The organism is Hymenobacter sp. M1-2, from assembly GCF_057808495.1.
The window spans coordinates 88,031-112,431 of record NZ_JBTYZO010000018.1 but is presented as its reverse complement, the minus strand read 5'-3'; the positions used below and the strand labels follow the sequence as shown (position 1 = coordinate 112,431).

Here is a 24,401-nt window from a genome sequence, read left to right as displayed (position 1 = left end):
ACAAGCACCGCGGTGTGCTGCTCAAAATTACGTTTCATGCTTAGGGCAGTAGCGAAGCACGAGGTAGACACCGCGTGGACCCTGAGTGGACATAAAGTAGACATCCTTGGTAATAGTCAAGTGCTTTGTCAAATCAGCCAAGTTCAATGGCCTCAATACCCTGGTTTATCGGCCAAAGCAAGAATTGACAGCCCTATCTCTGCTCTTGCTAATAGTATGCGGCAGCCACACATTTTCGGCTTCAAACTCAACCAAGCACGCTGGCAGCAGTTAAGTAGAAAGTATCACTAGTCTGCTCCATGAAAATCCTGCTCACCGGCGCCAACGGCTACATCGGCCAGCGGCTGCTCCCGTTGCTGGTAGAGGCCGGCCACCACGTCACCTGCCTCGTGCGCGACCCGCGCCGCTTCGAGCTGCCCGAGAGCTTGCTCAACCGCGTAACCGTGGTGCGGGGCGACCTGCTTAAGCCGGAGTCGTTGCGAGAACTGCCCACCGACCTTGATGCGGCCTACTACTTGGTGCATTCCATGAGTGGCGACAGCAAGGATTTTTTTCGGCTGGAGCAGCAGTCGGCGCACAATTTCAGCCGCTACCTCGATACCACCACGGCCCGGCAGCTCATCTATCTTTCCGGCATCGCCAACGACCGGGCCTTGAGCGTGCATCTTCGCTCGCGCAAGGGTGTAGAAAAGGTACTGCGCAAAGGCCAAGCGGCGCTTACGGTGTTGCGAGCCAGCATTATTATTGGCTCGGGCTCGGCCTCGTTTGAGATTATCCGGGACCTGGTAGAAAAGCTGCCCGTGATGGTAACGCCGCGCTGGCTGAACTCGCGCTGCCAGCCCATCGGTATCCGCGACGTGATGCACTACCTCACCGCCGTCTTGGGCAACGAAGCTTGCCTGGGTCGCTCCTTCGATATTGGGGGCCCCGATGTGCTGACGTACCGCGAGATGCTGCTGGAACTGGCCGCGGCGCGTGGCTACCGACGTTACATTGTTACCGTGCCGGTGCTCACGCCGCGGCTCTCGTCGTGGTGGCTGTTTCTAGTCACGCGCACTACGTTTTCCTTAGCCCAAAGCTTGGTCGAGAGCTTGCGCAACGACACCGTGGCCGACCCCGAACGCAGTATTGCGGCCGTGATATCGCACGAGTGCATGTCTTACCGGGCGGCCGTGCAGTTGGCTTTCCAGCGCATCGAGCAGAACGAGGTAGTGAGTAGCTGGAGCGACGCACTAAGCAGCGGCGTGATGCCCCGCAACTACATGGACCACATTCAGATTCCGCAGCACGGCCTGCTTACCGACCGCCAGACGCTGCGCTTCAGCCGCGACCCGCAGCAGGTGCTGCAAAATATCTGGAGCATTGGCGGCGAGCGGGGCTGGTACAAGGTAGACTGGCTCTGGCGCGTACGCGGCCTCATGGACAAAGTGGTAGGCGGCGTAGGTCTGCGCCGGGGCCGCCGCTCTCCCACCCAGCTACGCGCCGGCGACCCGCTCGACTTCTGGCGCGTGCTCGTAGCCGACCGCGCCAGCCGCCGCCTATTGCTTTACGCCGAAATGAAACTCCCCGGCGAAGCCTGGCTCCAGTTTCGCATCCTGCCCAACGACGATGGCACGCACACCTTGGAGCAACTGGCTTCTTTCCGGCCCCGTGGTTTGGCCGGGCGCTTATACTGGTATTCGTTGGTGCCGTTTCATTTCGTCATCTTCAAAGGCATGATCGAAAACATCGTGCATTACGACACTGCCGCTCCGCGACTAGCGAACCTCTCACAAGCCCATTAGCGCCGGTGACTAAACACGCAAGAAACTAGCTTCCACTTAGGCCTACGGTGATAAAGGCTTCGCAACAGAAAGGGGCACCAGCGTCCGCTGATGCCCCTTTCTGTATGCTACTCGAATACTACCCAGCTTCGCTAGGAGTAACAGTGCTTAGATAGAATTCAAGAACGTGAGCAATGCCTCTCGGTCGTTGCTACTCAGCTCGCGGAATTTCTTTCTAGACTCTCTGGCTTCACCATCGTGCCACATAATGGCTTCTGTCACGTTGCGGGCCCGGCCGTCGTGAAGCAAGTTGGTGTGTCCGTTTACTGCTTGCTGGAGGCTCAAGCCCCAGAGGGGAGCCGTGCGCCACTCGCTGCCAATGGCCCGGTAGTCGGGGCGGCCATCAGCCAATCCGGGGCCCATATCGTGCAGGAGTAAGTCGGTGAAGGGAGCGATGATCTGGTTGGATACCTCCGGCCGGCCAGGCAGGCTACCGGTCCGCATCACGGGCACGTGGCAGCTATTGCACTCTGCTTTCACGAAGAGAGAAGCGCCTAGCTGAGCCTGTGGGCTGGAATTGTTACGGAAGGCGGGTACGCCCATCGTCTGGGTGAAAACCGTCAACTCTCTCAGTTCCTGCTCACTCATGTTCAACGGCCCCGTTATCTGGGTCTCGCCTGGCTCGATGGGGAATACCGGCGTAGTAATGCCCATGTCGCCATTGGAGGCGCCGGCGTTCTGCTGGCGCAGGCTCGGCTGGTTGGCTTTCCAGCCAAAACGGCCCATGCGCCACATGCCCATCTCGGCATCCCATACCCGGTTCGTCCGGCCCGAAACCCCATTCTTGGTGTTGTTGCGGGCGAAGGCCTCAATGGTTTCTTCGGGTACGGCCTCTAGCAAGCCAAGGCCAGTCACCTGCGAGCCCGTGCGCGGCGATACCAACGTGTTGGAAGGCAAGTCCCGAGTGGTTTTCACGAATGTGTAAGTGGGCTTGCGCAGGCTGTAAGGGGTGCCGTCTTTAAGAGTTCCGCTTTCCTCGGTGTATGTCACCTTGAAATTGCCTTCGTCGCTGGCGCCACGCGTTTCGTCCTGGGCATCCACTCCGGGCACTACTTTCAGCGGCTGAATCTGGTCGCCAAAGCCGGGTACCGGCACCGGGGCCTCTCCCACTGGCCCTGGCAGACTCACGCGGAACAACAGCTGGGGAGTCAGAATACCCGTTGTGGCGTTTATACGCGGCGCAGCGGCCCGGCCACCGCCTATGTGGCAGCTTTCGCATCGGACATTGTTCCACAGCGGAGCCACTTCCTGTAGAGCAAACGTACGCTGGAACACGGCTTTGCCCGCAATGTGCTCGGTCAGGGCCGCGCCGCTCAGGTTGGCTGCTGGCTGAATGAGAGCTAAATTGCTGAAATCCTGGGTTGTGGTTGCGCCACCGGCCGCCGTGAAGTTGGCAAATGCTTGGGCCCAATCAATTTCGTCGGCATCGCCTTCCTTGTCTTGTTTGCCATCGGCGGTGCTAGCTGCTGTGTCGGTTCGGGGAGCTTCGAGTTCTGTATCGCAGGAAGACACAAAGCCTGCGAGTACAAAGCAAGCAGCCAGCTTGCCAAGGGTAAAGGTTTTTTTCATACGTGAGAGTCTAGGCTTTAGCCAGGTGTAGGGAGAGATCTTAACGGGGAGTAGAAAATTTTATGAATATTAATATATGATAGTTCTCGCCACAAGCTCAACCATAATGTTAATATGTATAATGTCGTGCTTAAGTTATACTTATTTAGCTTCATTTGTATAATACACGCCTATTAGTCAACCACATAACAATTAATAAGTAAACATTAGCGCTTGTAAAATAATCTTTCTAAAATTTTAGGAATATTTATATAAGTCTTTTGCTCAACTATAGTGGTAGCTAGCTTTACTATACTTCGTGGGAGCAGCGGCCTTAGCGGGGGCGGCAACCGCGTGGCACCGCTTTGTTTGCTAACGTATCTTGGCAGCATCAGCCAGTCTTATGGCGGCAGAATTCAACTCTCGCTCCATCTCAATGAAAGCACTCTTACTCTCCGCGCTACTCAGCGGCCTAGCATTGTTGCCAGCCTACGCGCAAACCTTCCAATGGAACCAACAGGCAGGCGGCACAGCTGCCGACGAAGGCCGTGGTGTAGCCGTCGATGCGCAGGGCAACGCCTATGTGGCGGGTTTGTTTCGGGGCACGGCCACCTTTGGGCCAGTTGGCATGGGCCAGGTTACGCTCAGCAGCACGCCACCCGCTTCGGGCACCTTGCCTTCTGCCGATGTATTTCTGGCTAAGTATGCTCCCTCGGGCGCCCTGCTGTGGGCTCGGCGCGGCGGTGGCGCCGGCAACGAGGAAGCTGGTGGCGTAGCCCTCGATCCGCAGGGCGGAGCTTACGTCATTGGTTCTTTTTCAGGTACTGCCACCTTCGAAACGGGCGGACCAAGCACTATGCCGGTGCTCACGAGTGCTGGTGCCGACGATATTTTCTTGGTGAAGTACGACCTTGCCGGCAGCCTGCTGTGGAGTTTGCGCATTGGCAGTGCCAGCACGTCGGCCGAAAGCGGCTATGCCGTGGCTACCGACTCGGTGGGCAACGCCTATATCACCGGCGAGTTTCGGGATACACCTACTATTGGCGGCGGTACGGCCACTATTACCAGCGCCGGCAACACCGATGTATTCATTGCCAAGTACAGCTCAGCTGGCGCCTTGCTATGGGCTCGCCGTGGTGGAGCAGCGGAGTCCGATGCGGGCCGGGCTATTGCAGTGGACCGAACCGGCGCGTGCATTGTGACTGGCTCGTTTCGGGAGGTGGCTACGTTTGAGGGCGCTGCGGGCAGCCAGCCCCTCACTATCCGGGCCGGCTCTACCTCAGCCGACGTGTTTGTGGTGAAATACGATGCCAACGGCACGCCGCTCTGGGGCCGCGTTGGTTACGGGCCCGGCTTAAAAATTGGGCGCGGCATCTGCACCGACCAGCGCAAGGACATCTACCTGATGACCTACTTCAACGACGCCCTAACGCTCACTAGCACGCCTACCGACTCTGTGCAGTTAACGACGAGTACCAACAACCGCGATGTGGTAGTAGTGAAGTACTCAGCCCAGGGCACCATTCAGTGGACGCGGCCAGCGGGTGGTCCGGGACTCGACACTGGCATCAACATCGCGGCCGACAACCAGAACAACGTGTACGCGCTCAGCTATTTTCAGCAAACCATCAGCTTCCCGGCTGGCATTCCGGGCGGGATGGCTCAAACGGCAACGTCGGCCGGCTCTTCTGATGCGGTAGTGGCATCTTACTCGGCGGCTGGGGCCTTGCGCTGGGTGCGGCGCATGGGAGGTCCTGGCGAGGACCTAGGATATAGTGTAGCACCCGACAACGCCGGCAACCTGCTCCTGACGGGCTATTTCATAGGTGGGCCTTTCACTGCCAATGGTAGCTTACCGCTGTTTACGCAGCCCAGTACCGTTCGCGACATTTTCGTGGCCCGGCTCCAAAACATCATCACCAGCACCAGTAGCGCCCGGCTAGCCGCCGACCTGAGTGCCTGGCCCAACCCCACCACCGATGTGCTCCAACTGCGTCTGGCTTCGCGCCGGCCGGCCACTGCTACCTTGCTCGATGCCCTGGGCCGGACGTTGCGCACGGTACCGCTCACTTCCGAAGGAAGCACCCAACGCGCCGAAGTGCACCTGACCAACCAGCCAGCCGGGCTCTACCTGGTACGCATCGATAGCGAAGGGGCTTCTGCCACGGTGCGCGTGACCAAACAGTAACTTGCTTGTCTCACTGGCGGAGTGAATTGCTGCACTGTGATGCAGGAGCTATTTCTTCTGGCCCGTCGCTGGCTTGGTTGGCGGCAGGCCGTATTTTGCGCCTATCTTTCCTATCTCTCGCCCACTCTTCTTCCGCTTCTTAGTTATGCGTAAACTCTACACCCTGCTGCTGGCTCTGCTGCTGCCTCTATGTGCGGCCCGTGCCAACAACCTCTCGATTTCCAACGTCCGGGTGGTACCCAACGCCACTGGCGGCACGGCCGACATTGTTTTCGACCTTCAGTGGGACAACTCTTGGCGCGATGGCACCAACTGGGATGCCGCCTGGGTGTTTGTGAAGTACCGGGCCGTGGGTTCCAACAACGGCTGGAGCCATGCTACTCTAGGCTTCAACCGTCCCCAAACGCCTGCCAATGCCGCCTGGAGCGACACCAGCGACGGCACGGGCGTGCTGCTGCACCGGGCCAGCACGGGCAGCGGAACGTTTACGATTACGGGGGCCCGCATCACGTGGTATGCTTCCAACCAAGGCATCTCCCTGAATGCTGGCACCAACTATGAGGTGAAGGTTTTCGGGACGGAGATGGTTTATATTCCCGAAGGCGCCTTCAACCTGAATACTGCCAGCCAAGCTGCTTTAGCCAACGAATTTCAGAGCGTGAATGGCTCTCTGAGTCAGATTACCAGTGAGGCCGCGCTGCCAGCCGGGGCCGTTCGGTGGGTGAACGAAACTGGCGGCGGGGGCAGCGGCAACGAAGTGACAGTGGGCGGCACGTCTTACGCCGGCTCGGCGGCGCTGCCTGTCACGTATCCCAAAGGCTTCGGGGCGCACTATTGCATGAAATACGAAGTGAGCCAGGGCCAGTACACCGACTTTCTGAACTGCCTCTCCCGCGCCCAGCAAAACCAGCGCGTAGCCACCAATATCACCGGCGACAGTCCGGCCAGCAGCAACGTATACGTGATGGCTAATGTGGCTACTGCGGCCGCGGCTGAGCGCAACACTATTACGTGCCCAACCAGCGGCATGGGCACCACGCAGCCCGTGGTGTTCAGCTGCGCCCGCCCCGACCGCGCCGCCAACTCCCTGATCTGGGCCGATGGGGCAGCCTATCTTGATTGGGCTGGCCTTGCTCCTATGACGGAATTGCAGTACGAGAAAATCTGCCGGGGTCCAGAAGCCGCTACGCCGGGCGAGTATGCCTGGGGAACCACGCGCATCACGGCGGCGCGCAATATTGTGGGAACTGAAGACGGCACGGAAACCACCGATGCTACAGCCAACTGCGTGTTCAGCAATGTTGCGTTTACGGGTGGTGATGGTGGTACGGGCCCCTTGCGTTGCGGCGTATTTGCGCGGGCCAACACCACCCGCGAGCAAAGCGGCGCCACCTACTACGGCGTGATGGAGATGAGCGCCAACTGCTGGGAGCGCTGCGTGACCATAGCCGCCCAAGATGGCGGGCAGAACACCAACATCGACCAGTTCAACGGCCGCCCCGGCGACGGTGCGTTAGCGGCCAACGGCGACCATAACCAAGTGGGCTGGCCCAACAGCACCGACGTGCTAGGCTCCAACTTCCGGGGCGGCAACTGGAGCCGGCCCGATACCTGGGCCGCCGTGTCCGATCGGCTTTATGGGGGCAACGCCATCAGTAGCCGGACGGGCCACCGCTCCATTCGGGGAGTGCGTACTTTTGGTGCCCTGGGAACTCCAAGCGCCCCTACTGGCTCGGGCACGGGCTTCAGCAACACGAAGTTCTGGGGTGGCGCCTACGATGGCTACGCCAGCTCGACGCCAGTACGGGTGCTGGCCGTGCGCAATGCCTGCGCTAGCTGCGCCCAGGCAACTGCCACCGTGCTGCCCCAACCTGTGAGTGAAGCGGCCGTGCTACGCCTGAGCGGCCGTCCGGCCCTGCTCGACGCCACCCTCACCCTACGCGACGCGCTAGGGCGCCAAGTGCGCCAGTTCAAGCATCTGCGGGGGCTGGAACTGCCCTTTAGCCGCGCCGGCCTGGTACCGGGTATATATTTCTACGAAGTCCAGCAAGCCGGCGAAATGGTAGTCAACCCTGGCCGGGTGGTGGTGGAGTAATCCGCTTCCAAGAAGTGCAGGCACGAGCCGGCGGAGCAGCAACCAGCTGGCTCTGCCGGCTCGTAGCATTTAGCCCAACCGCCGCCACAGCCACAACAAGCCGCTGAACAGCAGGCTTAGCAACAGCATGGAGACTATAGGCGCATAGAACCGAAAGCCCGGCCGCTCCACCCGAATGTCGCCGGGCAACCGGCCGAACCAACTGAACCAGGAGCCGCCACCAAGCCAAAGCAACAGGCCTAGTATCGCCAGCGCCAATCCAAGCAGTACCAGAAGCTTACCAAGTTGAGGAGTCATAGTAGATGTAGTTACAAGCTACTCTTCTTCGTACGTGCCTCATGGCAGCATGGCAACAACAGTTGAGCATCAATTAAATACTGCTGAAGAGTTTCAGCAGCGAGTGTGGCATTGCACGGCAACTCACCGGGCGCTACCCCTGCCCAAACACCGGCTCTACTCGTCCTTCTGGGGTCACTTGCAATGCCGCTTCGTACCGCGCGCCGGTCCGCGACGACACGAAACCGCGGATAACGCCCGTTTTGCCTTTGCGCAGCAGTTGGTTCATCTGGGCGTCGGTTAGGGTTTTGCCGCCCCATTCGAAAGGCACCCGGAACTGGCAGTCTTCGCGGAAGCGGGAGCAGCCCCAGGCCGTTTTACCGCGTAGCATCTGGCCCAGCCGGCACACTGGGCACGGAATCTGGCCGGGGTCGGAGGGCGTGGTCGGCTTACTTTCGGCGGCCCGGGCCAGTTCCAGGGTGCGCTGCGGCGTGAGGAGAATGGCGGCGTCGAATTTCTCGCCAGCATCCGTCAGGAAGCCTTTCATGACCTGAGTGCGGCCTTTTTTCAGCAAATCACCTACTTGCTTGTCAGTAAGCTTTTTGCCTTCGAATTCTGTGGGCAGCCGGAACTGGCAGTTCTCGCGGAACCGGGAGCAGCCAAAAGCCGACTTGCCGCGCAGTACGTGGCCCCCACCGCACACCGGGCACGGCCCAAGCGCCCCTGGCACGGCGGGCGTGGCGGCTACTTTTGGCGTACTGGCTTTGGTAGCGGCGCTGGCTTTCTGGCCCGTAAGGTCGGCCAGTTCGGGCTTGAAGACGCTGATGCCGCGGCCGGAGCCATCCTGCTTCACTTCTTGCACCATTTCCTGCACCAGGCCTTTCAACTCGCCCAGAAACTGATCGGCGGCGAGCTGCCCGCCTTCAATCTGGCGTAGTTTCCGCTCCCACTGCCCGGTTAGCTCCGCCGATTTGAGCGTGGGGTTGCGGATGAGGCCAATCAGCTCTACACCGGTGGCGGTGGGTACTATCTTCTTTTTGTCGCGCCGGATGTAGCCGCGCTTGAACAGCGTTTCGATGATGGCGGCGCGCGTGGAAGGCCGCCCAATGCCATTTTCCTTCATGGCCTGGCGCAGTTCCTCGTCATCGACGTTGCGGCCGGCAGTTTCCATGCCCCGCAGCAGCATGGCCTCCGAGTACTCGCGCGGCGGCTGGGTCATCTTGGCGTCGAGCCGGGGCTTGTGCGGGCCGCTTTCATCCTTCACGAAGGCTGGCAGCACAGTGTTTACCACGTCATCATCCTCGGTGTTTGTGGCTCGTTTTTCGTTGTTCGCTGGAGTCTGCGTGGCAGGGTCGCCGTACACGACGCGCCAACCGGGATTGAGGATTTGGCGGCCCCGCACGCGGAAGACACGGCCGGCGGCTTCGGCCGTTACGGTCGTATTCGAGACTTCGCAGTCGGGATAGAAGGCGGCCAGAAAGCGGCGCACGATGATGTCGTACACGCTTTGCTCGTAGTTGCCTAGCCCGCTGGACGTGGCGCCGGTCGGGATGATGGCGTGGTGGTCGGTGACTTTATTGTTGTTGAAAACCTTGGTGCTCTTGCGAATCTTGGCCGCTAGCAGCGGCGCCGTGAGGCCCGCGTAAGCCGTTAATCCTTGCAGAATGCCGGGAATCTTCGGGTACTGGTCGTCGGGCAAAAAGGTAGTGTCGACGCGCGGATAGCTCACCACTTTCTTCTCGTAGAGGCTCTGCACGGTTTTGAGCGTGTCTTCGGCGGAGAGGCCGAGCTGGTTGTTGCACTGCACCTGCAAGGAGGTCAGGTCGAACAGCGCGGGCGGCGTTTCGAGGCCCTTCTTGATTTCGACGTTGGTGACCGTGAGCAGCACGTCTTTCACGGCGGCCATTGCGGCGTCGGCTTCTTCCTGCGTTACAAAGTAGCCACGGGCTTTGAGGCGGGCTTTTTCGTCGGGCTCATCATCGTCGGCCTTGTCTTTTTTGGGCGGGGCCACGTGACTGAACATGGTGCCGCGGTATTCGGTGCGCAGCACCCAGTACGGCTCGGGCCGGAAGTTCTGAATTTCGTGGTACCGATCAACGAGCAGGGCCAAAGTCGGCGTCTGCACCCGCCCAATGCTAAGCACCTGGCGCTGGCCGGGCGCGTACTTGAGCGTGAACAAGCGCGTAGCATTCAAGCCCAGCAGCCAGTCGCCCACGGCGCGGCTTTTGCCGGCCTGGTAGAGCGAATCGAATTCCGCGCCGTCGCGCAGGTTCTGAAAACCCTGCCGAATGGCCTCCTCGGTGAGCGAAGAAATCCAGAGGCGCTTGAAAGGCTTGCGGTACTTGGCTTCCAGCAGCACCCAGCGCTGAATCACCTCCCCTTCCTGCCCAGCGTCGCCGCAGTTTATCACTTCCTCGGCGGTGGCGAGCAGGTTTTTGATGACGTTGAATTGCCGCACCACGCCATCGTCGCGGCGCATGAGCTTGATGCCGAAGTTGTCAGGCAGCATGGGCAGGTCGTGGATGCTCCAGCGTTTCCACTCGGGGCGGTAGTCTTCGGGCTCACGCAGCTGGCAGAAGTGCCCAAACGTCCAGGTTACTTGGTAGCCGTTGCCCTCAAAATAGCCATCCATTTTACGGTTGGCGCCCAGCACCTGGGCTATTTCGCGGGCCACGCTGGGCTTTTCGGCAATGCAGACTTTCAAAACGACTGATTCTCGCTGATGGGAAGGATGACGCTGACGAGTTGGCCAGCGAGGAATCAACAAAGATAACGGCGGAAAAGGTCGCCCGTAGCGGACCGAGCGCAACCTTGAACAGAGTCTCATCAACGAACCAGCACGCCCCGCAAGGAGTTGTGCTGGTTTGCTGCTTCACGAGTAAAACGCAGTTGATAGGCGCCACTTGCTAAAGCCTTCAAGGCCAGCCTATTCGTAGCTGCTAGGTAGTGGTTTTCTTACTCGATGGCGAGGCGGAGCAGGTAGTTGCCGCACGCGGACGTTTCGGGAAACAATGGTAGCCTGTTCTATGTCTTGCCTCGATAACGGCCTGGCGCTTCCTCAAGCACGTGGAACTACAATGGATAAGCGGTGACTGAGGTGCTGCTGCTCCTCGCAGCAGTCTAGATTCAAAAAGAGAAAAACACAAGCGCAACACTTCCTGCTGAACGATATGAATACAAAAATGCTCAAACGCAGCAGTAAAGCCGAAAAGTTGGTTAAAACATACGTTAGAAGCATATTCTAAGTGAATGCCCAAAATATGCACTCCAAAAATTCACAATTGATAAGGTTAACTTGAGCCCTTTCTATACTTTTAAATTGGAAAGTAAGCATTAGAGTACAATTTGTAGAAAAAGTGTTTCTACCTGCCACGTTTCATCTTGCCTCTCGTTTCTTCACACCATTTCACCTGTCATAGTTTATGAAGTACAATTCTTTACTCGCTCTCTTTTTGACATTGTTCTTGGCGTCCGAGGTGGCACAGAGCCAAAACGTAGCCTTTCCTGCCGGTTCGGGCGTCGTAAACGTGAAAGCTGCCCCGTACAACGCCGTAGGCAACGGCGTAGCCGATGACACGCAGGCGTTGCAACGTGCCATCACCGAAAATTTGGGCCGTACCATCTACCTGCCGGCCGGCACGTATTTGGTGAGCAACCGACTGGAGGCTAAGAGCACAGACGGCAAATGGAACTGCGGCCTGCGGCTGCAAGGGCAAGGCCAGAACGGCACGACCATCAAACTCAAGGACAACGCAGCTGGTTACGGTACGGCCGGCACGCCCAAAGCTGTGGTGTACACGGCTTCTTCCTTGTTTGTGGAGCAACCCTACGGTGGCGGTAAAGATTACCCCGGCTTGGGCGAGGGCAATGAGGCTTTCAGCAACTACGTCCAGAACTTGACCATTGATACGGGCACTGGTAACGCTGGCGCCGTGGGCCTCGACTATCTGGCCAACAACGTGGGGGCCGTGCGCAACGTCACCATCAAGGGCAGCGGCGTGACGGGCCTGAGTTTGCTGCGCAAGTGGCCCGGTCCCTGCCTAGTCAAAAACGTTACGATTCAAGGCTTTGAATACGGCATTCAAGCCGACCACTTCCAATACAGCATTACGCTGGAGCACCTCACGCTCAGCGGCCAAACCCGGGGCGGCATTCGCAACCTCGATAACTCCCTCTTCATCCGGGACCTGCGCAGCACCAATACGGTGCCGGCTTTGCTCAACGACGGCAGCAACAACTGCTTCGTGGTGCTGATTGATGGCACGTTGCAAGGAGGCGCGGCGGGCGTCAGTGCCATCACCAACACGGGCAAGCTGCTGGTGCGCAACGTGACCAGCACTGGGTACCGCTCGGCTATCACCAACGGGGGTACCATGGTGACGGGCACTACCATGAGCGAATACAGCAGCGAGCCCGCACGCACGCTGTTTACGGGGGGCTCTGGCAAGTCGCTGAACCTGCCGGTGCAGGAAACACCCGAGTTCGACGAAACTAATCTGGCCAACTGGGCCAACGTGGTAGACTTCGGCGCCAACCTTGGTTTCGATAACTGGAACGACGACTTCGACGCCGTGCAGGCCGCCCTCAACTCGGGCAAGTCGGTGGTCTACCTGCCCGCCGGACGCTGCTTTATTTCGAATACGCTGGTTGTGCCACCCACCGTGCGTAAGATCATCGGCTTCGGCACCACGCTCGCTCCTACCTGGCAGGCTTTCCCCGACGCTAACAACCCCAAGGCCATGTTCCGGGTGCAGGGTGCTGCGGCCAACGCCGTCATCTTCGAAGGCTTTAGCATTGACAAGCTGCACTCGGGCTCACCGCAGCCGGGCCTGGTGGGCTGGGAAAATGCTTCTACGCGGGCCTTGTTGCTCAAAGACATCGGCGTGGGCGAAAGCAAGTACGCCTACCGCAGCCTCCCGAATGCCGGCCCGTTGTTCCTGGAAAATACGGTGGCCGGGCAGTGGTACTTTGGCGCAGGCCAGCAAGTGTGGGCCCGCCAGTACAACGCTGAAGGCGGAGCGCAGAAAATCATCAACGACGGCGCCCAACTCTGGATTCTGGGCCTCAAAACCGAAGGCGGCAACACGGTAATCGAAACCCGCGCCAACGGTAAAACTGAGCTGCTCGGCGGGTTGCTCTACCCTGCCAGCAACGTAAACGGCGCCGACGTGGCCTTCACGGCGGCAAACGCCGAGATGTCGCTCAGCTTTGCTACGGTGGCGTATTCCAACGACGCCGACTATACAACGCACATTCGTGAAACGCGCACGGGCCCCGCCCAAAGCCTAGGGCGCGGCCAACTCACCGGGCGCGGCCTCGGCGTGGTAGTGCCACTCTACAGCAGCGGTGCGGCAGCTCCGCTGGCCAACGCGAATCCGCAACAGGACGCCCAAGCCTGGGACGTGTACCCCAACCCGGCCACTGGCGAGGTGCAGGTGCGCGGCACGGGCCCACTCACGGAAATAACGCTCTGCAACAGCCTGGGCCAAGTGGTACGCCGCTTCGCCCCCACTACTACCGGCCGCCTGAGCCTGCGCGGACTTTCGGCGGGTGTGTACCTGCTCCGCGCCGTGCGCGAGGACCAACCAATCAGTCGCACACTCATCATTCAGTAGATTTTAGCCCCTTTCCCTCACCTAACCACCGTATTATGTATTTACTGAAACTCTTAAAGTCTCCGGTTCATTCGCAGCCCGGTTGCTTAGCGCCGGCTTCTGGCCACCGAACATTGACTACTCTCTCTACTCTCTGGGCTGCCCTACTGCTGTTGTGCTGGCTACCGGCCCTGCCTAGCTGGGCTCAGACGGTAGTGTTTCCGGCTGGTTCGGGCGTCGTTGACGTAAAAGCCCGTTACGGGGCCAAAGGCGACGGTGTAACCGACGATACGCAAGCCTTGCAGCGCGCCATCAGCGACAACCTGGGACGCACGATTTACTTGCCGGCTGGCACGTATTTGGTGAGCAACCGCCTAGAGGCCAAAAGCAACGATGGCAAGTGGAACCGGGGCCTGAAGCTCATAGGCCAGAGCCAGGCAAGCACCATCATCAAACTTCGCGACGGCGCGAGCGGCTATGGCGCGGCGGCCACGCCCAAAGCACTGGTATACACGGCCTCGTCGCTGTACGTGGAGCAGCCTTACGGCGGGGGCCGCGACTACCCTGGCTTAGGTGAAGGCAACGAAGCGTTTGACAATTACATTCAGCACCTAACCATTGACACGGGCACGGGTAACAGCGGCGCCATTGGCCTCGACTACCTGGCCAACAACACCGGGGCCGTGCGCAACGTGACCATCAAGGGTAGCGGCGTAACGGGCCTGAGTTTGCTGCGCAAATGGCCCGGCCCGTGCCTGGTGAAGAACGTCACGATTCAAGGCTTCGAGTACGGCATCCAGGCCGACCATTTCCAGTACAGCATTACGCTGGAGCACCTCACGCTCAGCGGCCAAACCCGGGCTGGCATCAATAACATTGCCAACGCCCTGTTCATTCGCGACCTACGCAGCACCAACTCGGTGCCTGCCGTGCTCAACACTATGAACACCCACGGTTTGGTGACTCTCTTGGATGCCAACCTCCAAGGGGGTAACGGTGGTGTCAGCGCCATTGAGAACAAAGGCCATCTTTTCGCTCGCAACATCACTACCAGCGGCTACCGCTCGGCCATTGCCCACAACGACGCCGTGGTGCCCGGCAGCACCGCAGCGGAATACACTTCGGAAGCAGTGAAAACTACCTTCGCTGGCTCCGGTAAGTCGCTCAACCTACCCGTACAGGAAACACCCGAGTACGATGAAGCCGACCTCGCCAACTGGGCCAACGTGCTCGATTACGGCGCTAACAGCGACTTCGACAACTGGAACGACGACTACGACGCCATCCAGCGAGCAGTTAACTCAGGCAAGTCGGTCGTTTACTTACCGGCTGGTCGCTACTTCGTATCGGGCACCATCGTGGTGCCTCCCACAGTGCGTAAGATTATTGGCTTCGGCCCGACGCTAGCGCCCACCTGGGCGGCCTTCCCGGATGCTAGTAATCCACGGGCCATGTTCCGGGTAGAAGGCAACTCCGCTAACCCCATCATTTTCGAGGGCTTATTCATCGATAAGCTACATTCCGGCTCTCCACAGCCGGGTCTTATCGGATGGGAAAATGCCACCTCCCGGCCTATGGTGCTGAAAGATCTGGGAATAGGTGAAAACAAATATGCTTACCGCAGCTTGTCCGGCGCCGGGCCGCTATTCGTCGAGAACGTGGCGGCCAGCCCGTGGTACTTTGGGCCGGGGCAGCAAGTGTGGGCTCGCCAGTTCAACACAGAAGGCGGCACTACGCGTATCACCAATGATGGGGGGCAGCTCTGGATTCTGGGTCTTAAAACCGAAGGCGGCGCCACGGTCATCGACAGTAAAAACAACGCTCGTACCGAGCTGCTCGGCGGCCTGCTCTACCCATCGGGCCCGGTCAACGGCGCCGACGTAGCCTTTCGCTCCTCCGATTCGCAGATCTCGCTCATCTTCGCCACCACGGCTTACAGCGACGCCGCCGACTACCAAACATTGGTGAGTGAAACGCGCGGCGGCACAACGCAAAACCTGGGTCGGAACCAAGTGACGGGCCGCGGCATCGGCCGCGTAGTCCCGCTTTATTCGAGCGGCAGCGGCACTGGCCCCGCCAACCTGCGCACCCCGGAAAATCCGTCGGGCGTGGTGGCGGGGCTGGACTACCGCTACTTCCAGGGCGCGTGGGAGCGGCTGCCCGACTTCAACGTGCTCACGCCGGCCAAGACGGGTACTGTCGGGGGCTTTGATTTCGCCCCGCGCACGCAAAACGACGACTTTGGCTTCCGCTACACTGGCTACGTAGACGTGCCCGCCGACGGCGAGTACACCTTCTCCACGTCTTCCGACGACGGCTCGCGCCTGTATATCGGCGAACAGCTTGTGGTCGACAACGACGGTCTGCACGGCATGGAAGAGCGCTCGGGCACTATTGGCCTCAAAAAAGGCAAGCACGCTCTTACCGTTACCTTCTTCGAGCGCGGCGGCGGCGAAGGACTGGTGGTATCCTACGCTGGTCCGGGCCTGGGCAAGCAAGCCATTCCGGCCTCGGCGCTGTTCCGCACTGGCGCCACTACCGGCGCATCTGCTGGTCCGGTGGCCGACGGCCTTTACACACTCGAACCCAAGTGCGCACCCGGTACGCGCCTCGACGTGAGCGGGGCGAATACGGCCAACGGTACCAACGTAGCTATCTGGACCGAGAACGGCAACAACGCCCAGAAGTGGAACGTGGTGCGCCAGCCCGACGGCTCCTACCGCCTCAGCTCCGCGCTGGACGGCAACAAGGTGCTCGACGTGAACGGCGTGAGCAAGGACAACGGCGCCAACGTGCACCTCTGGGACTGGGTAGGCCAGGCCAACCAGCGCTGGAATATCACCGACGCGGGCAACGGTTACTACGAGTTGGAGCCGGCGCACGCCCCGGGCCAGCGCCTGGACGTGAGCGGCTCCAGCAGCCAGGCCGGCGCCAACGTGCATAGCTGGCAGAGCTTCCACAACGACGCCCAGAAATGGCTGTTCCGAACGGCAACTGCTAACCGCAGCGCCAACCCAACAGCTAGTCAGACGGCCGCAGCTACGCCGCTGGCCAGCACCAACTCGGCCCTGGCTAAGCCCGCGTCCGTATTCCCCAACCCCCTCACAGAAGGTATTGGTACGATCCGCTACGAGCTGAGCAGCGACCAACCGGTCGGCTATGCTGTGTACGACGTGACAGGCCGGGTAGTGAAGGTGTCGGACTATAAGAAGAAGCCCGCTGGGGTACACCAGCAGGAACTGAATTTGAGCGGCCTCGCCCCGGGTCAGTACATCGTGCACCTGACGGTGGGTAGCAAGACCACCAACCACCGAGTAGTGCGCTAACCGCGCTGTGGTAGATCAGCTTTCTTGAGGTTGCAACCCTCAAGTCCGCAAGAGGCTCGGCGGCTTACTCTCTGTAGTATGGCCGCCGAGCTTTTTTGGGCCTACATAGCCGCAACCAGCACCTCAGCGGTTGCCCCACCAGCGGCTGTTATGCCGAATCCCTTGCTTGACGTACTTTCCTCCATGTACCGCTTTTATCCTTACTCATGCCCCCATCTTCTACCCTTTTGCGCTCCTGGCTGCTGGTTATCTTACTGACGGTCTTGCGGCCTGCTCTGCCTAGCTCGGCGCAGACGCTGCCGCTGCCCGACTCTCTTTCGCCGTACAACGTGAAGGCGAACTACGGAGCCAGAGGCGACGGCGTGACCGACGACACCAACGCCATCCAGGCCGCACTCGACGCCGACCGCCCCGATCCGAACGGCGACTACTACGGGCTGCCCAAGTTTATCTACTTCCCGCCTGGCACCTACCTCATCAGCCGTACCCTATCTTGGCACGGCTCGACGATGACGTTGCAAGGCAGCGGGCAGGGCGCTACCGTTATCAAGCTGCGGAACAACGCGACGGGTTTCGACAGCACCGACCCGAACGCGGCCAAACCCATGATTCAGTCGCCGGCGGGCAACATGAGCTTCCACCAGAACGTGCGGGACCTGACCCTGGACGCCGGCGCGGGCAACCCTGGGGCCATCGGCCTCGACTACGTGGCCAACAACATGGGAACCGTGCGCAACGTGCGCATCCGCAGCGCGGACGGCCGGGGCCATGCCGGCTTGTCGATGCGGCGCTACGGCCCCGGCCCGTGCCTGATCAAAAACCTGGAGGTCATTGGCTTCGACTACGGCATTCGCGTCGAGCACCCCGAGTACGGCCCCACCTTTGAAAACATCATGCTCTCGGGCCAACGCGTGGCCGGCGTCGAGAACAAGGCTAACGTGCTCAACATCCGGCGGCTGACCAGTACCAATACAGTCCCGGCCGTGCGCAACACCCACGGCCTAGGCCACATCGTGCTGCTCGACAGCCGCCTGGAAGGTGGCACCAGTGCAGTTAGCGCTATCGAGAACCTGCAAGGCCAGCTCTTCGCTCGCAACGTCACCACGGTCGGTTACCGGTCGGCCATCCAAAACGGCACTACGGTGGTGCCCGGCCAGCAGGTGACTGAATATGTAAGCACTCCGGAGGGCATCCAGCAGCTGTTCGACAGCCCCAAGAAATCGTTGAACCTGCTCATTGAGGAAACGCCGGACTTTGAGGAGCCCAACCTAGCCAAATGGTCGCGCGTGGACTACCCCGTGGCCTGGCCCGGCGACATCCGCAACTGGGTTAGCAACTTCGAAGCCGCCCAAACCAACGGCAAAACCGTGCTCTACTTCTCGGCCGGCCAGCTCCGGGCCTACGGCACGCCCGTCTTCAAGGTGCCGGCCACCGTGCGCCGCGTCCGCGGCTTCGGCACGGCTATGACCGGCGCCAACGGCGCGTCGGACCTGACCTTAGAGGTCGAAGGTGGCAGCGAGCCGCTGATTATTGACGGCTTCAATTACGGGGTGAAGATTGTGCACAAGTCGCCGCGGCCGGTGGTCCTGAAGCACGGCGACTACCGCTACGTGGCCGAGCCCGGCGCGGGCAAGGTCTTCTTCGAGGATGTATACCTGCACGAGTTGCAACTCCTGCCCGGCCAGCAAGCCTGGGCCCGGCAGTTCAACACCGAAGGCGACCAACTACACATCACCAACAACGGCGGCCGCCTGTGGGTGCTCGGCGTCAAGACGGAAGGCAAGGGCACCGTCATCAAGACGACCAGCAACGGGTTTACCGAGCTGCTGGGGGGCTTGCTCTACCCAGCCACCAGCGGCCTGACGAACGAAAAGCCAGCCTTTATCAACGAAGAGGCCAACGTCTCACTCATCTACGCCACCAGCAACTACAGCGGCCCCACCGGCAACTACCCCGTGCACGTGCGCGAAACCCGCGGCGGTGTAACGCGCAATCTGGAATTGCCGGCCCTCACCCGCTTTATGCCCCTATATGTGGGCTACCGCCAGAGCAGCGGCCCCCTGGCCAGCACGGCTTCGGCCCTGGCCAAGCCCACTACCGTATTCCCCAACCCGCTAACAGCGGGCATCGGCACCATCCGTTGCGAGCTGAGCAGCGACCAGCCGGTCGGCTACACTGTGTACGACCTACTGGGCCGGGTAGTGAAGGTGGCGGACTGCAAAAAGAGGCCCGCTGGGGTGCATCAGCAGGAAATCAACCTGAGCGGCCTCGCTCCCGGCCAATACGTGCTGCGGCTGACTGTCGGTGCTACCATCACTACGCATCTGATACAGCGCTAACGGCGTCCCGGCTGCGGGCTAGTTTCCCGGCACCTCGTTCGAGCCGCTGGTTTGCCCCTTCTACCGGCAAGCCAGCGGCTTCTACGCCCGGAAGAAGCTTTGTATTCCCGCAAATAGCCACGGTACGCGCGTACTGAAAGCATTTCGGGACCGAGAAGCCCATAGTACGCACGTACCACAAGCATTTCGATACGTGGAAGCCCGTAGTACGCGCGTACCATAGGCATTTTGATACGTGGAAGCCCGTGGTACGCGCGTACCACGGGCATTTCGGGACGTGGAAGGCCATCGTACGCGCGTACCATGAGCATTTTAACGCGGAAAAGCCCGTGGTACGCGCGTACCACGGGCTTTTCAGTGCCAAAGGCGAGACCAGCAGATTATTCGTCGGTTTGCGCTGGCGAACAGCCGGTGAGTTATTGCCCCAGCAGAGGCTTGGGAGTCTTAGTTCCTGACTTTGCTACCAAGGCCCGGCTCAAGTCAAAAAACGCGGCGACGCGCTGGGGCTGCTCGTAGTGGGTGAGCAGCAGGGAGGCGTAGGCGCGGAAGAGCTGCTGGCAGGTGGCTTCGCGGCCGTCGTGGAGGTCGTCGCGCTGGGTGCCGGAGGCGGCGGTGGTGCCGGCGGCGAGTTGCAGCGCCTTATCGAGGGCGGCGTGCAGGGTACGGCCTTCGCGCCGAACGGCTGCCGGGATGGCGTCTTCCCGGGCGTCGAGGGCATCGAGAAAGGCTTTGAAGGCCGGGAGCACCTCCGTTTGAGAGCGGGTGGTAAGCCAGGCGCGGCCTTTGGGGAAGATGGCCAGCAGGTCCGCCGAGCCAGCGTCGTAGGTCGGGATGACGTTCTTGCGCTCCACCCGCTTCACGTAGGTTTTGAAGTCGAGCAGGGCCTGCGCGACGGTGGCGGTGGCCTCTTTGCCTCCGCCGGAAAGCTGCCCGGCGTGGTTGCTGGTGTAGGCGCTGAGGTCCGCCGCCAGGTCGGTGATGAGGCTGGCGTAGGTGGTAGCGGCTTCGGGGCTTTGGCGCAGGGCCTGAAGCGTGAAAGCCGCCATGTCGCCGAAGTCGGCGCGGTTGAGGCGCAGGTTGAGAAAGAAATTGTCGAACCGGGATTTGTACTTGGCCATTGGGTTGAACAAAGTAGAAAAGTGAATACAGCCGCCGCGCGTTTCGCGGTAGCTGAGCAATATAGAATATTGTTGATAAAAGCGAAGTGCCCCAGTTAGTGACAACGAAAGAACCAGACAGCTCCTTCCGTACCAAGGACGGTTGTGGTGCTTTCTGCTACTTGCTGCGGCATGGCGCGGCTACCAGAATACCGGTCCGAGGGTATAGGCCACTGCATAGCTATATTCCGACCAAGCTTGGCAGAAGCTGGGGCCCTAAGGAGGCATGCCAGCACTCGAAACGTTGCTAGCTTTGTAAGCTGACCAGCAGCGGCTACTCTTGGCTCGCCGCTCGCCTTCATCCTACAAGTACACCTCTATGATAGACAAGCTTGCCTGGATACACATCGAGAATGGCGCCATCCTGACGGCCCGCAGCCATAACCGCGCCCTCTACTACATGCCGGGCGGCAAGCGGGAAGCCGGCGAAACCGACCACGAAGCTCTGCGGCGCGAAATCAGCGAGGAGTTGAGCGTGGAACTGCTGCCAGAAACTGTGCAGTTCATGGGCGAGTTTGTGGCCCAAGCCGACGGTAAGCCGGAAGGCACGCAGGTACTGATGCGCTGCTACTCGGCCGATTATAGCGGCAGCTTAGCCCCAGCAGCGGAAATCGCAGAAATGCGCTGGCTCACCTACGCCGACCGGTCCCAAGTGTCGGCCGTGGCCCAACTCATCTTCGACGCGCTGCACCAACAAAGGCTGTTGAAGTAGCATTTGGCTCCGGTTAGGTTCCTAGGGTCTGTGAAAGGGCGTCATGCTTGATCTAGCGTCCGCTTGTCGAAGCATCTCTACCGTGTCGTAGAACGACCACAACGAAACACGCGAGATGCTTCGACTCCGCTCAGCATGACAACCGGGTTTTTTACTGTCCACACCACCTAACCAGCACCTAGCGTAAAAGCTTTCTATTGCCCGCTAGTTGCCTTCTTCGGCACCATGCGCACCGTGGCTACGCACCGAAACCCCAGCCAGCTCTGCGGCCCCTGGTACGGCTGCCGCGACTCCAGCGTGAGCCCCCGCACGGAAGTCTTGAACGAGCCGCCTTTCGCAACGCCCTTGGTAGCCGTCATTTCGGCCACGTTGCCGATGATCTGCTGCATACCGAAGCCGTTGGGCGGGCCAGCACTGATGGGTTGCAGTGGAAACTTCTCCTTGGCCGGCGCGCAATAAAACACCTGGTTGCTACCGGCCAAGTAATAGTTTTCACGCAGGTTGAATGGCAACTCGTAGGCCAGTTCCTCGGCCGGGTGCGGCAGGCGCTGCGCATCGAGGCAGGCAGTGAGGTCTTCGGCGTCGCTTAGCTTCTGGCCTTTGGGTTTGCGCGCGGGGCGAGTCTGCACCACCTCGAACGGGCGCGGCCCAGCGGGCAGATTGCCCGCGGCGGCCTGCTGCCACTCGGCTTCGGTGGGCAGGCGGTATTCCACGGTCACGTCGTAGTCGCGCAGTTCCGGGTGCTGCTTGCGAAACTCCGCGCCCCGGAAGTAGCTGCGGTTCACGGCGGCACTGCGCCAGCGGCAATACGCCAGTGCCTGCTCGTAGCGGATGCCCGTGGCGGGATAATACCGGTAGCCCGGCGCCCGGAAATAGGACTGCGGCGCCTCATCCGGCACCGGCACGGGCTGCCACACGGTGGAATCGGGTAGTTGGGCGCGGTATAACGTTTGGGCCGAGTCGCGCCGGATGAAGTGCAGGTATTCCAGCCAGTGAATGTTGGCTACTTCCGCCTCGTCCACGAAAAGGTTCTCCGCCACGCGCACCGTGCCGGGCGGCGCGGGCAGGGCCGGAGGTCCAGCTGCGGGACCTTTTTTCTGGGCCAATGAAGCTATGGGCAGCAGCCATATCACCCAAATTAGCAGTGCTTCTCCTCTCGCTATTCGCATACGTTGTTTCTCTGATTTCCCGCCAAGATTGAGGCATGTAGCGCGAAGCTCCAGCTTCGCGCATCGTCCGCGCCGTACTAACGATTGTCGTTCAATTTCAGCAACGATACGCGAAGCCGGAGCTTCGCGCTACTCATCTCTTCGATCAAATAAACCTGTTTTTGATGGTTGCCATGAAGGCCTCGCGGTACTTGGCGCTGATGGGAATACGCACTGGGGGCAGTAGAATGTGGTTCTCCTCGATGTTGTGAATAGCGTCTACGTTAACGATGTAGGACAGATGCACCCGCTGAAAACAAGCCGGCAGCAGGGCTTCCATCTCCTGCATCCGCTTATACACAATGATTTTCTCCGTGTCCGTCACCAGCACCACGTACGATTTGAGGCCCTCCACATAACGGATACTGTCGTAGCGCACCCGCACGATTTGCTTGCCGGATTTGATGAAGAAATAGTCGGCTTCTGCCTCTACTGGGGCGGCGCGGGCGGGCAGCGCCGCGGGGTGTAGGGCATCGGCGGCTTTGCCTACGGCTTGCAGAAAGCGCGGGAGCGTAATGGGTTTGAGCAGGTAGTCGACGGCAGCCGTTTCGTAGCTCTGCACGGCGTATTCGGAGTAGGCCGTGGTGAAGATGATTCGCTGCTCGCCGCGCACGGTGTGGGCCAGCTCCATGCCACTCATGCCGGGCAAGTTGATGTCGAGAAAGACCAGCTCCACGTGCCGCCCCTGAATCCAGGCCAGGGCCTCGCCCGCGTCGTAGCAGGCGTGCGCCAGCCGCAGGTAAGGCACCTGCGCCACGTAAGCCGTGAGCAGCTTCACAGCATTCGGCTCATCATCGACGATCAAGCAGTTGATTAGGCGAGGTGACAAGTGGTTAGGTGGTTTGAGGTGATTAGGTGACGAAGTAAGGTGGCTTAACAACTTACTCATTTGGTAGATCCTAGAGCCGCTGCGTAGCCCAGGGCTTCAGCCCTGGGACCCTGGGTCAGGTATTTAAAGGGGAATTTTGAGGCGGGCTACGAATTGGTTTTGCTCGGGCTGGGCGCTTAGCTCGAAGCGGGTGCCGTAGAGCAGGCGCAGCCGCTCGCGCAGGTTGCGCAGGCCGAAGCCGCCTTCGGTTTGGGTGGCTAATGGCACGGGTGGGAGTGTATTTACAGTTTCAAATGTGAGCCAGCCATCCACGTGAGTGAGGTGCAGCGTGGCCGAGTTGTGCACTTGGCGCTTGTCGAAGCTGTGTTTGAACAGGTTTTCTACCAGCGGAATGAGCAGCATGGGCGGCACGGGCACATCGGTAGTTACGGCCACTGTTAGGTCCACGCGCAGCTCGTGGCGGAAGCGGATTTCTTCCAGGGCAATGTAGTTGCGCAGAAAGGCTACCTCGGCGCTGAGTGGTACTTGTTCCTGGCGGCTCAGGTCCAGGAAATAGCGCATGAGGGCCGCTAGTTTCTCTACCAAGCTAGCCGTGCGCGGCGCTTCCAGGTAGGCTTCGTAGTAGATGTTGTTGAGCGTGTTGAACAGAAAGTGCGGCTGCACCTGGGCCTTGAGCAGGTTCATTTCGGCCTGTAGCTGCTTGTTTTCCAACTCCTCTTTCTGCTGCTGCAATACCAAACTGCGCAACGCCGCCCGCGCCAGCAGCCCAAATCCAAACGCGAAGCCCAGCGTCACGGCCACGTAGCCGATGTGCCCCCGGTCGCCGCTCAGGAAACTGCGGTGTGCCAGCGGGAAACTGGGCCGTACCACATCCGCCTCCACCCACGTCCGCCCCGCCCCCAGAAGCAGCAAGCACACCACGACTATGGCCCCGAATACTGGCCCCGAAACCCGCCGGTACAGCCACGGATGCAGGCCATAAGAGTAGCCGTAAATGGTAATCCCGTACGAGATAAAGGCCACCAGCGTGAAGGCAAACACGTAGCCCAGGTGGTCGATGCGCTGGGCCAAGTAGCCCACCACCATGCCATAAGCCAGCAGCCAGGCCGCCACCTGAAACAGCACGAAATTCAACCGCTTTGTCATGAGCCGACGGAGATTAATAGGTTCGGCAACCGTGCGCTTCAGTTACCGATGGCAAAGCTGGAGTTTACGCGCCACATCTCCCACATTCTTCAACCACTAGCCGGTTTTCTTCAACGCCTGGGCTCATAGGCGCTCAGGCAAGGGTTTAAAACCTAGCTGA

General features: G+C 60.1%; 14 protein-coding genes. 7 read left to right on the top strand and 7 right to left on the bottom strand.

Annotation, left to right across the window (positions count from 1 at the left end):
* Positions 1–299: 299 nt before the first annotated feature.
* Complete coding sequence (locus ACYSMN_RS17680; protein WP_488925243.1) at positions 300–1,784, top strand: SDR family oxidoreductase; 1,485 nt, start codon at positions 300–302, stop codon at positions 1,782–1,784.
* A gap of 147 nt (positions 1,785–1,931) precedes the next feature.
* On the opposite strand, the gene ACYSMN_RS17675 is transcribed toward ACYSMN_RS17680, so the two are convergent.
* Positions 1,932–3,392, bottom strand: a complete 1,461-nt coding sequence (locus tag ACYSMN_RS17675; protein WP_488925242.1) for a di-heme oxidoreductase family protein — start codon at positions 3,390–3,392, stop codon at positions 1,932–1,934.
* Positions 3,393–3,807: 415 nt separating this feature from the next.
* Between ACYSMN_RS17675 and ACYSMN_RS17670 the strand changes: the two genes are divergently transcribed.
* The gene (locus tag ACYSMN_RS17670; protein ID WP_488925241.1) at positions 3,808–5,559 is read left to right on the top strand and encodes an SBBP repeat-containing protein; all 1,752 of its coding nucleotides are present in this window, start codon (positions 3,808–3,810) and stop codon (positions 5,557–5,559) included.
* Between the two features lie 145 nt (positions 5,560–5,704).
* Positions 5,705–7,654 carry a hypothetical protein gene (locus ACYSMN_RS17665; protein ID WP_488925240.1) on the top strand — a complete coding sequence of 650 codons (1,950 nt, stop codon included), beginning with the start codon at positions 5,705–5,707 and terminating at the stop codon, positions 7,652–7,654.
* 69 nt (positions 7,655–7,723) lie between these two features.
* Here the strand turns inward: ACYSMN_RS17665 and ACYSMN_RS17660 are convergent, their stop codons facing one another.
* Both ACYSMN_RS17660 and ACYSMN_RS17655 read right to left on the bottom strand, forming a co-directional pair.
* Entirely contained in the window at positions 7,724–7,951 is a 228-nt protein-coding gene (locus ACYSMN_RS17660) for a DUF2905 domain-containing protein (RefSeq protein ID WP_488925239.1), read from the bottom strand.
* 133 nt (positions 7,952–8,084) lie between these two features.
* Positions 8,085–10,634: a type IA DNA topoisomerase gene (locus ACYSMN_RS17655; protein ID WP_488925238.1), complete on the bottom strand. Its 2,550-nt coding sequence runs from the start codon at positions 10,632–10,634 to the stop codon at positions 8,085–8,087.
* Positions 10,635–11,352: 718 nt separating this feature from the next.
* Between ACYSMN_RS17655 and ACYSMN_RS17650 the strand changes: the two genes are divergently transcribed.
* From ACYSMN_RS17650 to ACYSMN_RS17640, 3 genes are all read left to right on the top strand, one after another.
* Positions 11,353–13,545 carry a glycosyl hydrolase family 28-related protein gene (locus ACYSMN_RS17650; RefSeq protein ID WP_488925237.1) on the top strand — a complete coding sequence of 731 codons (2,193 nt, stop codon included), beginning with the start codon at positions 11,353–11,355 and terminating at the stop codon, positions 13,543–13,545.
* Positions 13,546–13,658: 113 nt separating this feature from the next.
* Entirely contained in the window at positions 13,659–16,850 is a 3,192-nt protein-coding gene (locus ACYSMN_RS17645) for an RICIN domain-containing protein (RefSeq protein ID WP_488925236.1), read from the top strand.
* A gap of 206 nt (positions 16,851–17,056) precedes the next feature.
* Entirely contained in the window at positions 17,057–19,189 is a 2,133-nt protein-coding gene (locus ACYSMN_RS17640; protein ID WP_488925235.1) for a glycosyl hydrolase family 28-related protein, read from the top strand.
* Positions 19,190–19,605: 416 nt separating this feature from the next.
* Here ACYSMN_RS17640 and ACYSMN_RS17635 read toward each other — a convergent pair whose 3' ends face one another.
* Positions 19,606–20,307, bottom strand: a complete 702-nt coding sequence (locus tag ACYSMN_RS17635) for a hypothetical protein (RefSeq protein WP_488925234.1) — start codon at positions 20,305–20,307, stop codon at positions 19,606–19,608.
* Between the two features lie 358 nt (positions 20,308–20,665).
* Here ACYSMN_RS17635 and ACYSMN_RS17630 point away from each other — a divergent pair, with 358 nt between their 5' ends.
* Positions 20,666–21,058: an NUDIX hydrolase gene (locus ACYSMN_RS17630; protein ID WP_488925233.1), complete on the top strand. Its 393-nt coding sequence runs from the start codon at positions 20,666–20,668 to the stop codon at positions 21,056–21,058.
* A gap of 194 nt (positions 21,059–21,252) precedes the next feature.
* Here the strand turns inward: ACYSMN_RS17630 and ACYSMN_RS17625 are convergent, their stop codons facing one another.
* The 3 genes from ACYSMN_RS17625 to ACYSMN_RS17615 form a co-directional block, all read right to left on the bottom strand.
* Positions 21,253–22,164 carry a formylglycine-generating enzyme family protein gene (locus ACYSMN_RS17625; protein ID WP_488925232.1) on the bottom strand — a complete coding sequence of 304 codons (912 nt, stop codon included), beginning with the start codon at positions 22,162–22,164 and terminating at the stop codon, positions 21,253–21,255.
* A gap of 208 nt (positions 22,165–22,372) precedes the next feature.
* Positions 22,373–23,095, bottom strand: coding sequence for a LytR/AlgR family response regulator transcription factor (locus ACYSMN_RS17620; RefSeq protein ID WP_488925231.1), 723 nt, complete (start codon positions 23,093–23,095; stop codon positions 22,373–22,375).
* Positions 23,096–23,218: 123 nt separating this feature from the next.
* Positions 23,219–24,241, bottom strand: coding sequence for a sensor histidine kinase (locus ACYSMN_RS17615; protein ID WP_488925230.1), 1,023 nt, complete (start codon positions 24,239–24,241; stop codon positions 23,219–23,221).
* Positions 24,242–24,401 lie beyond the last annotated feature (160 nt).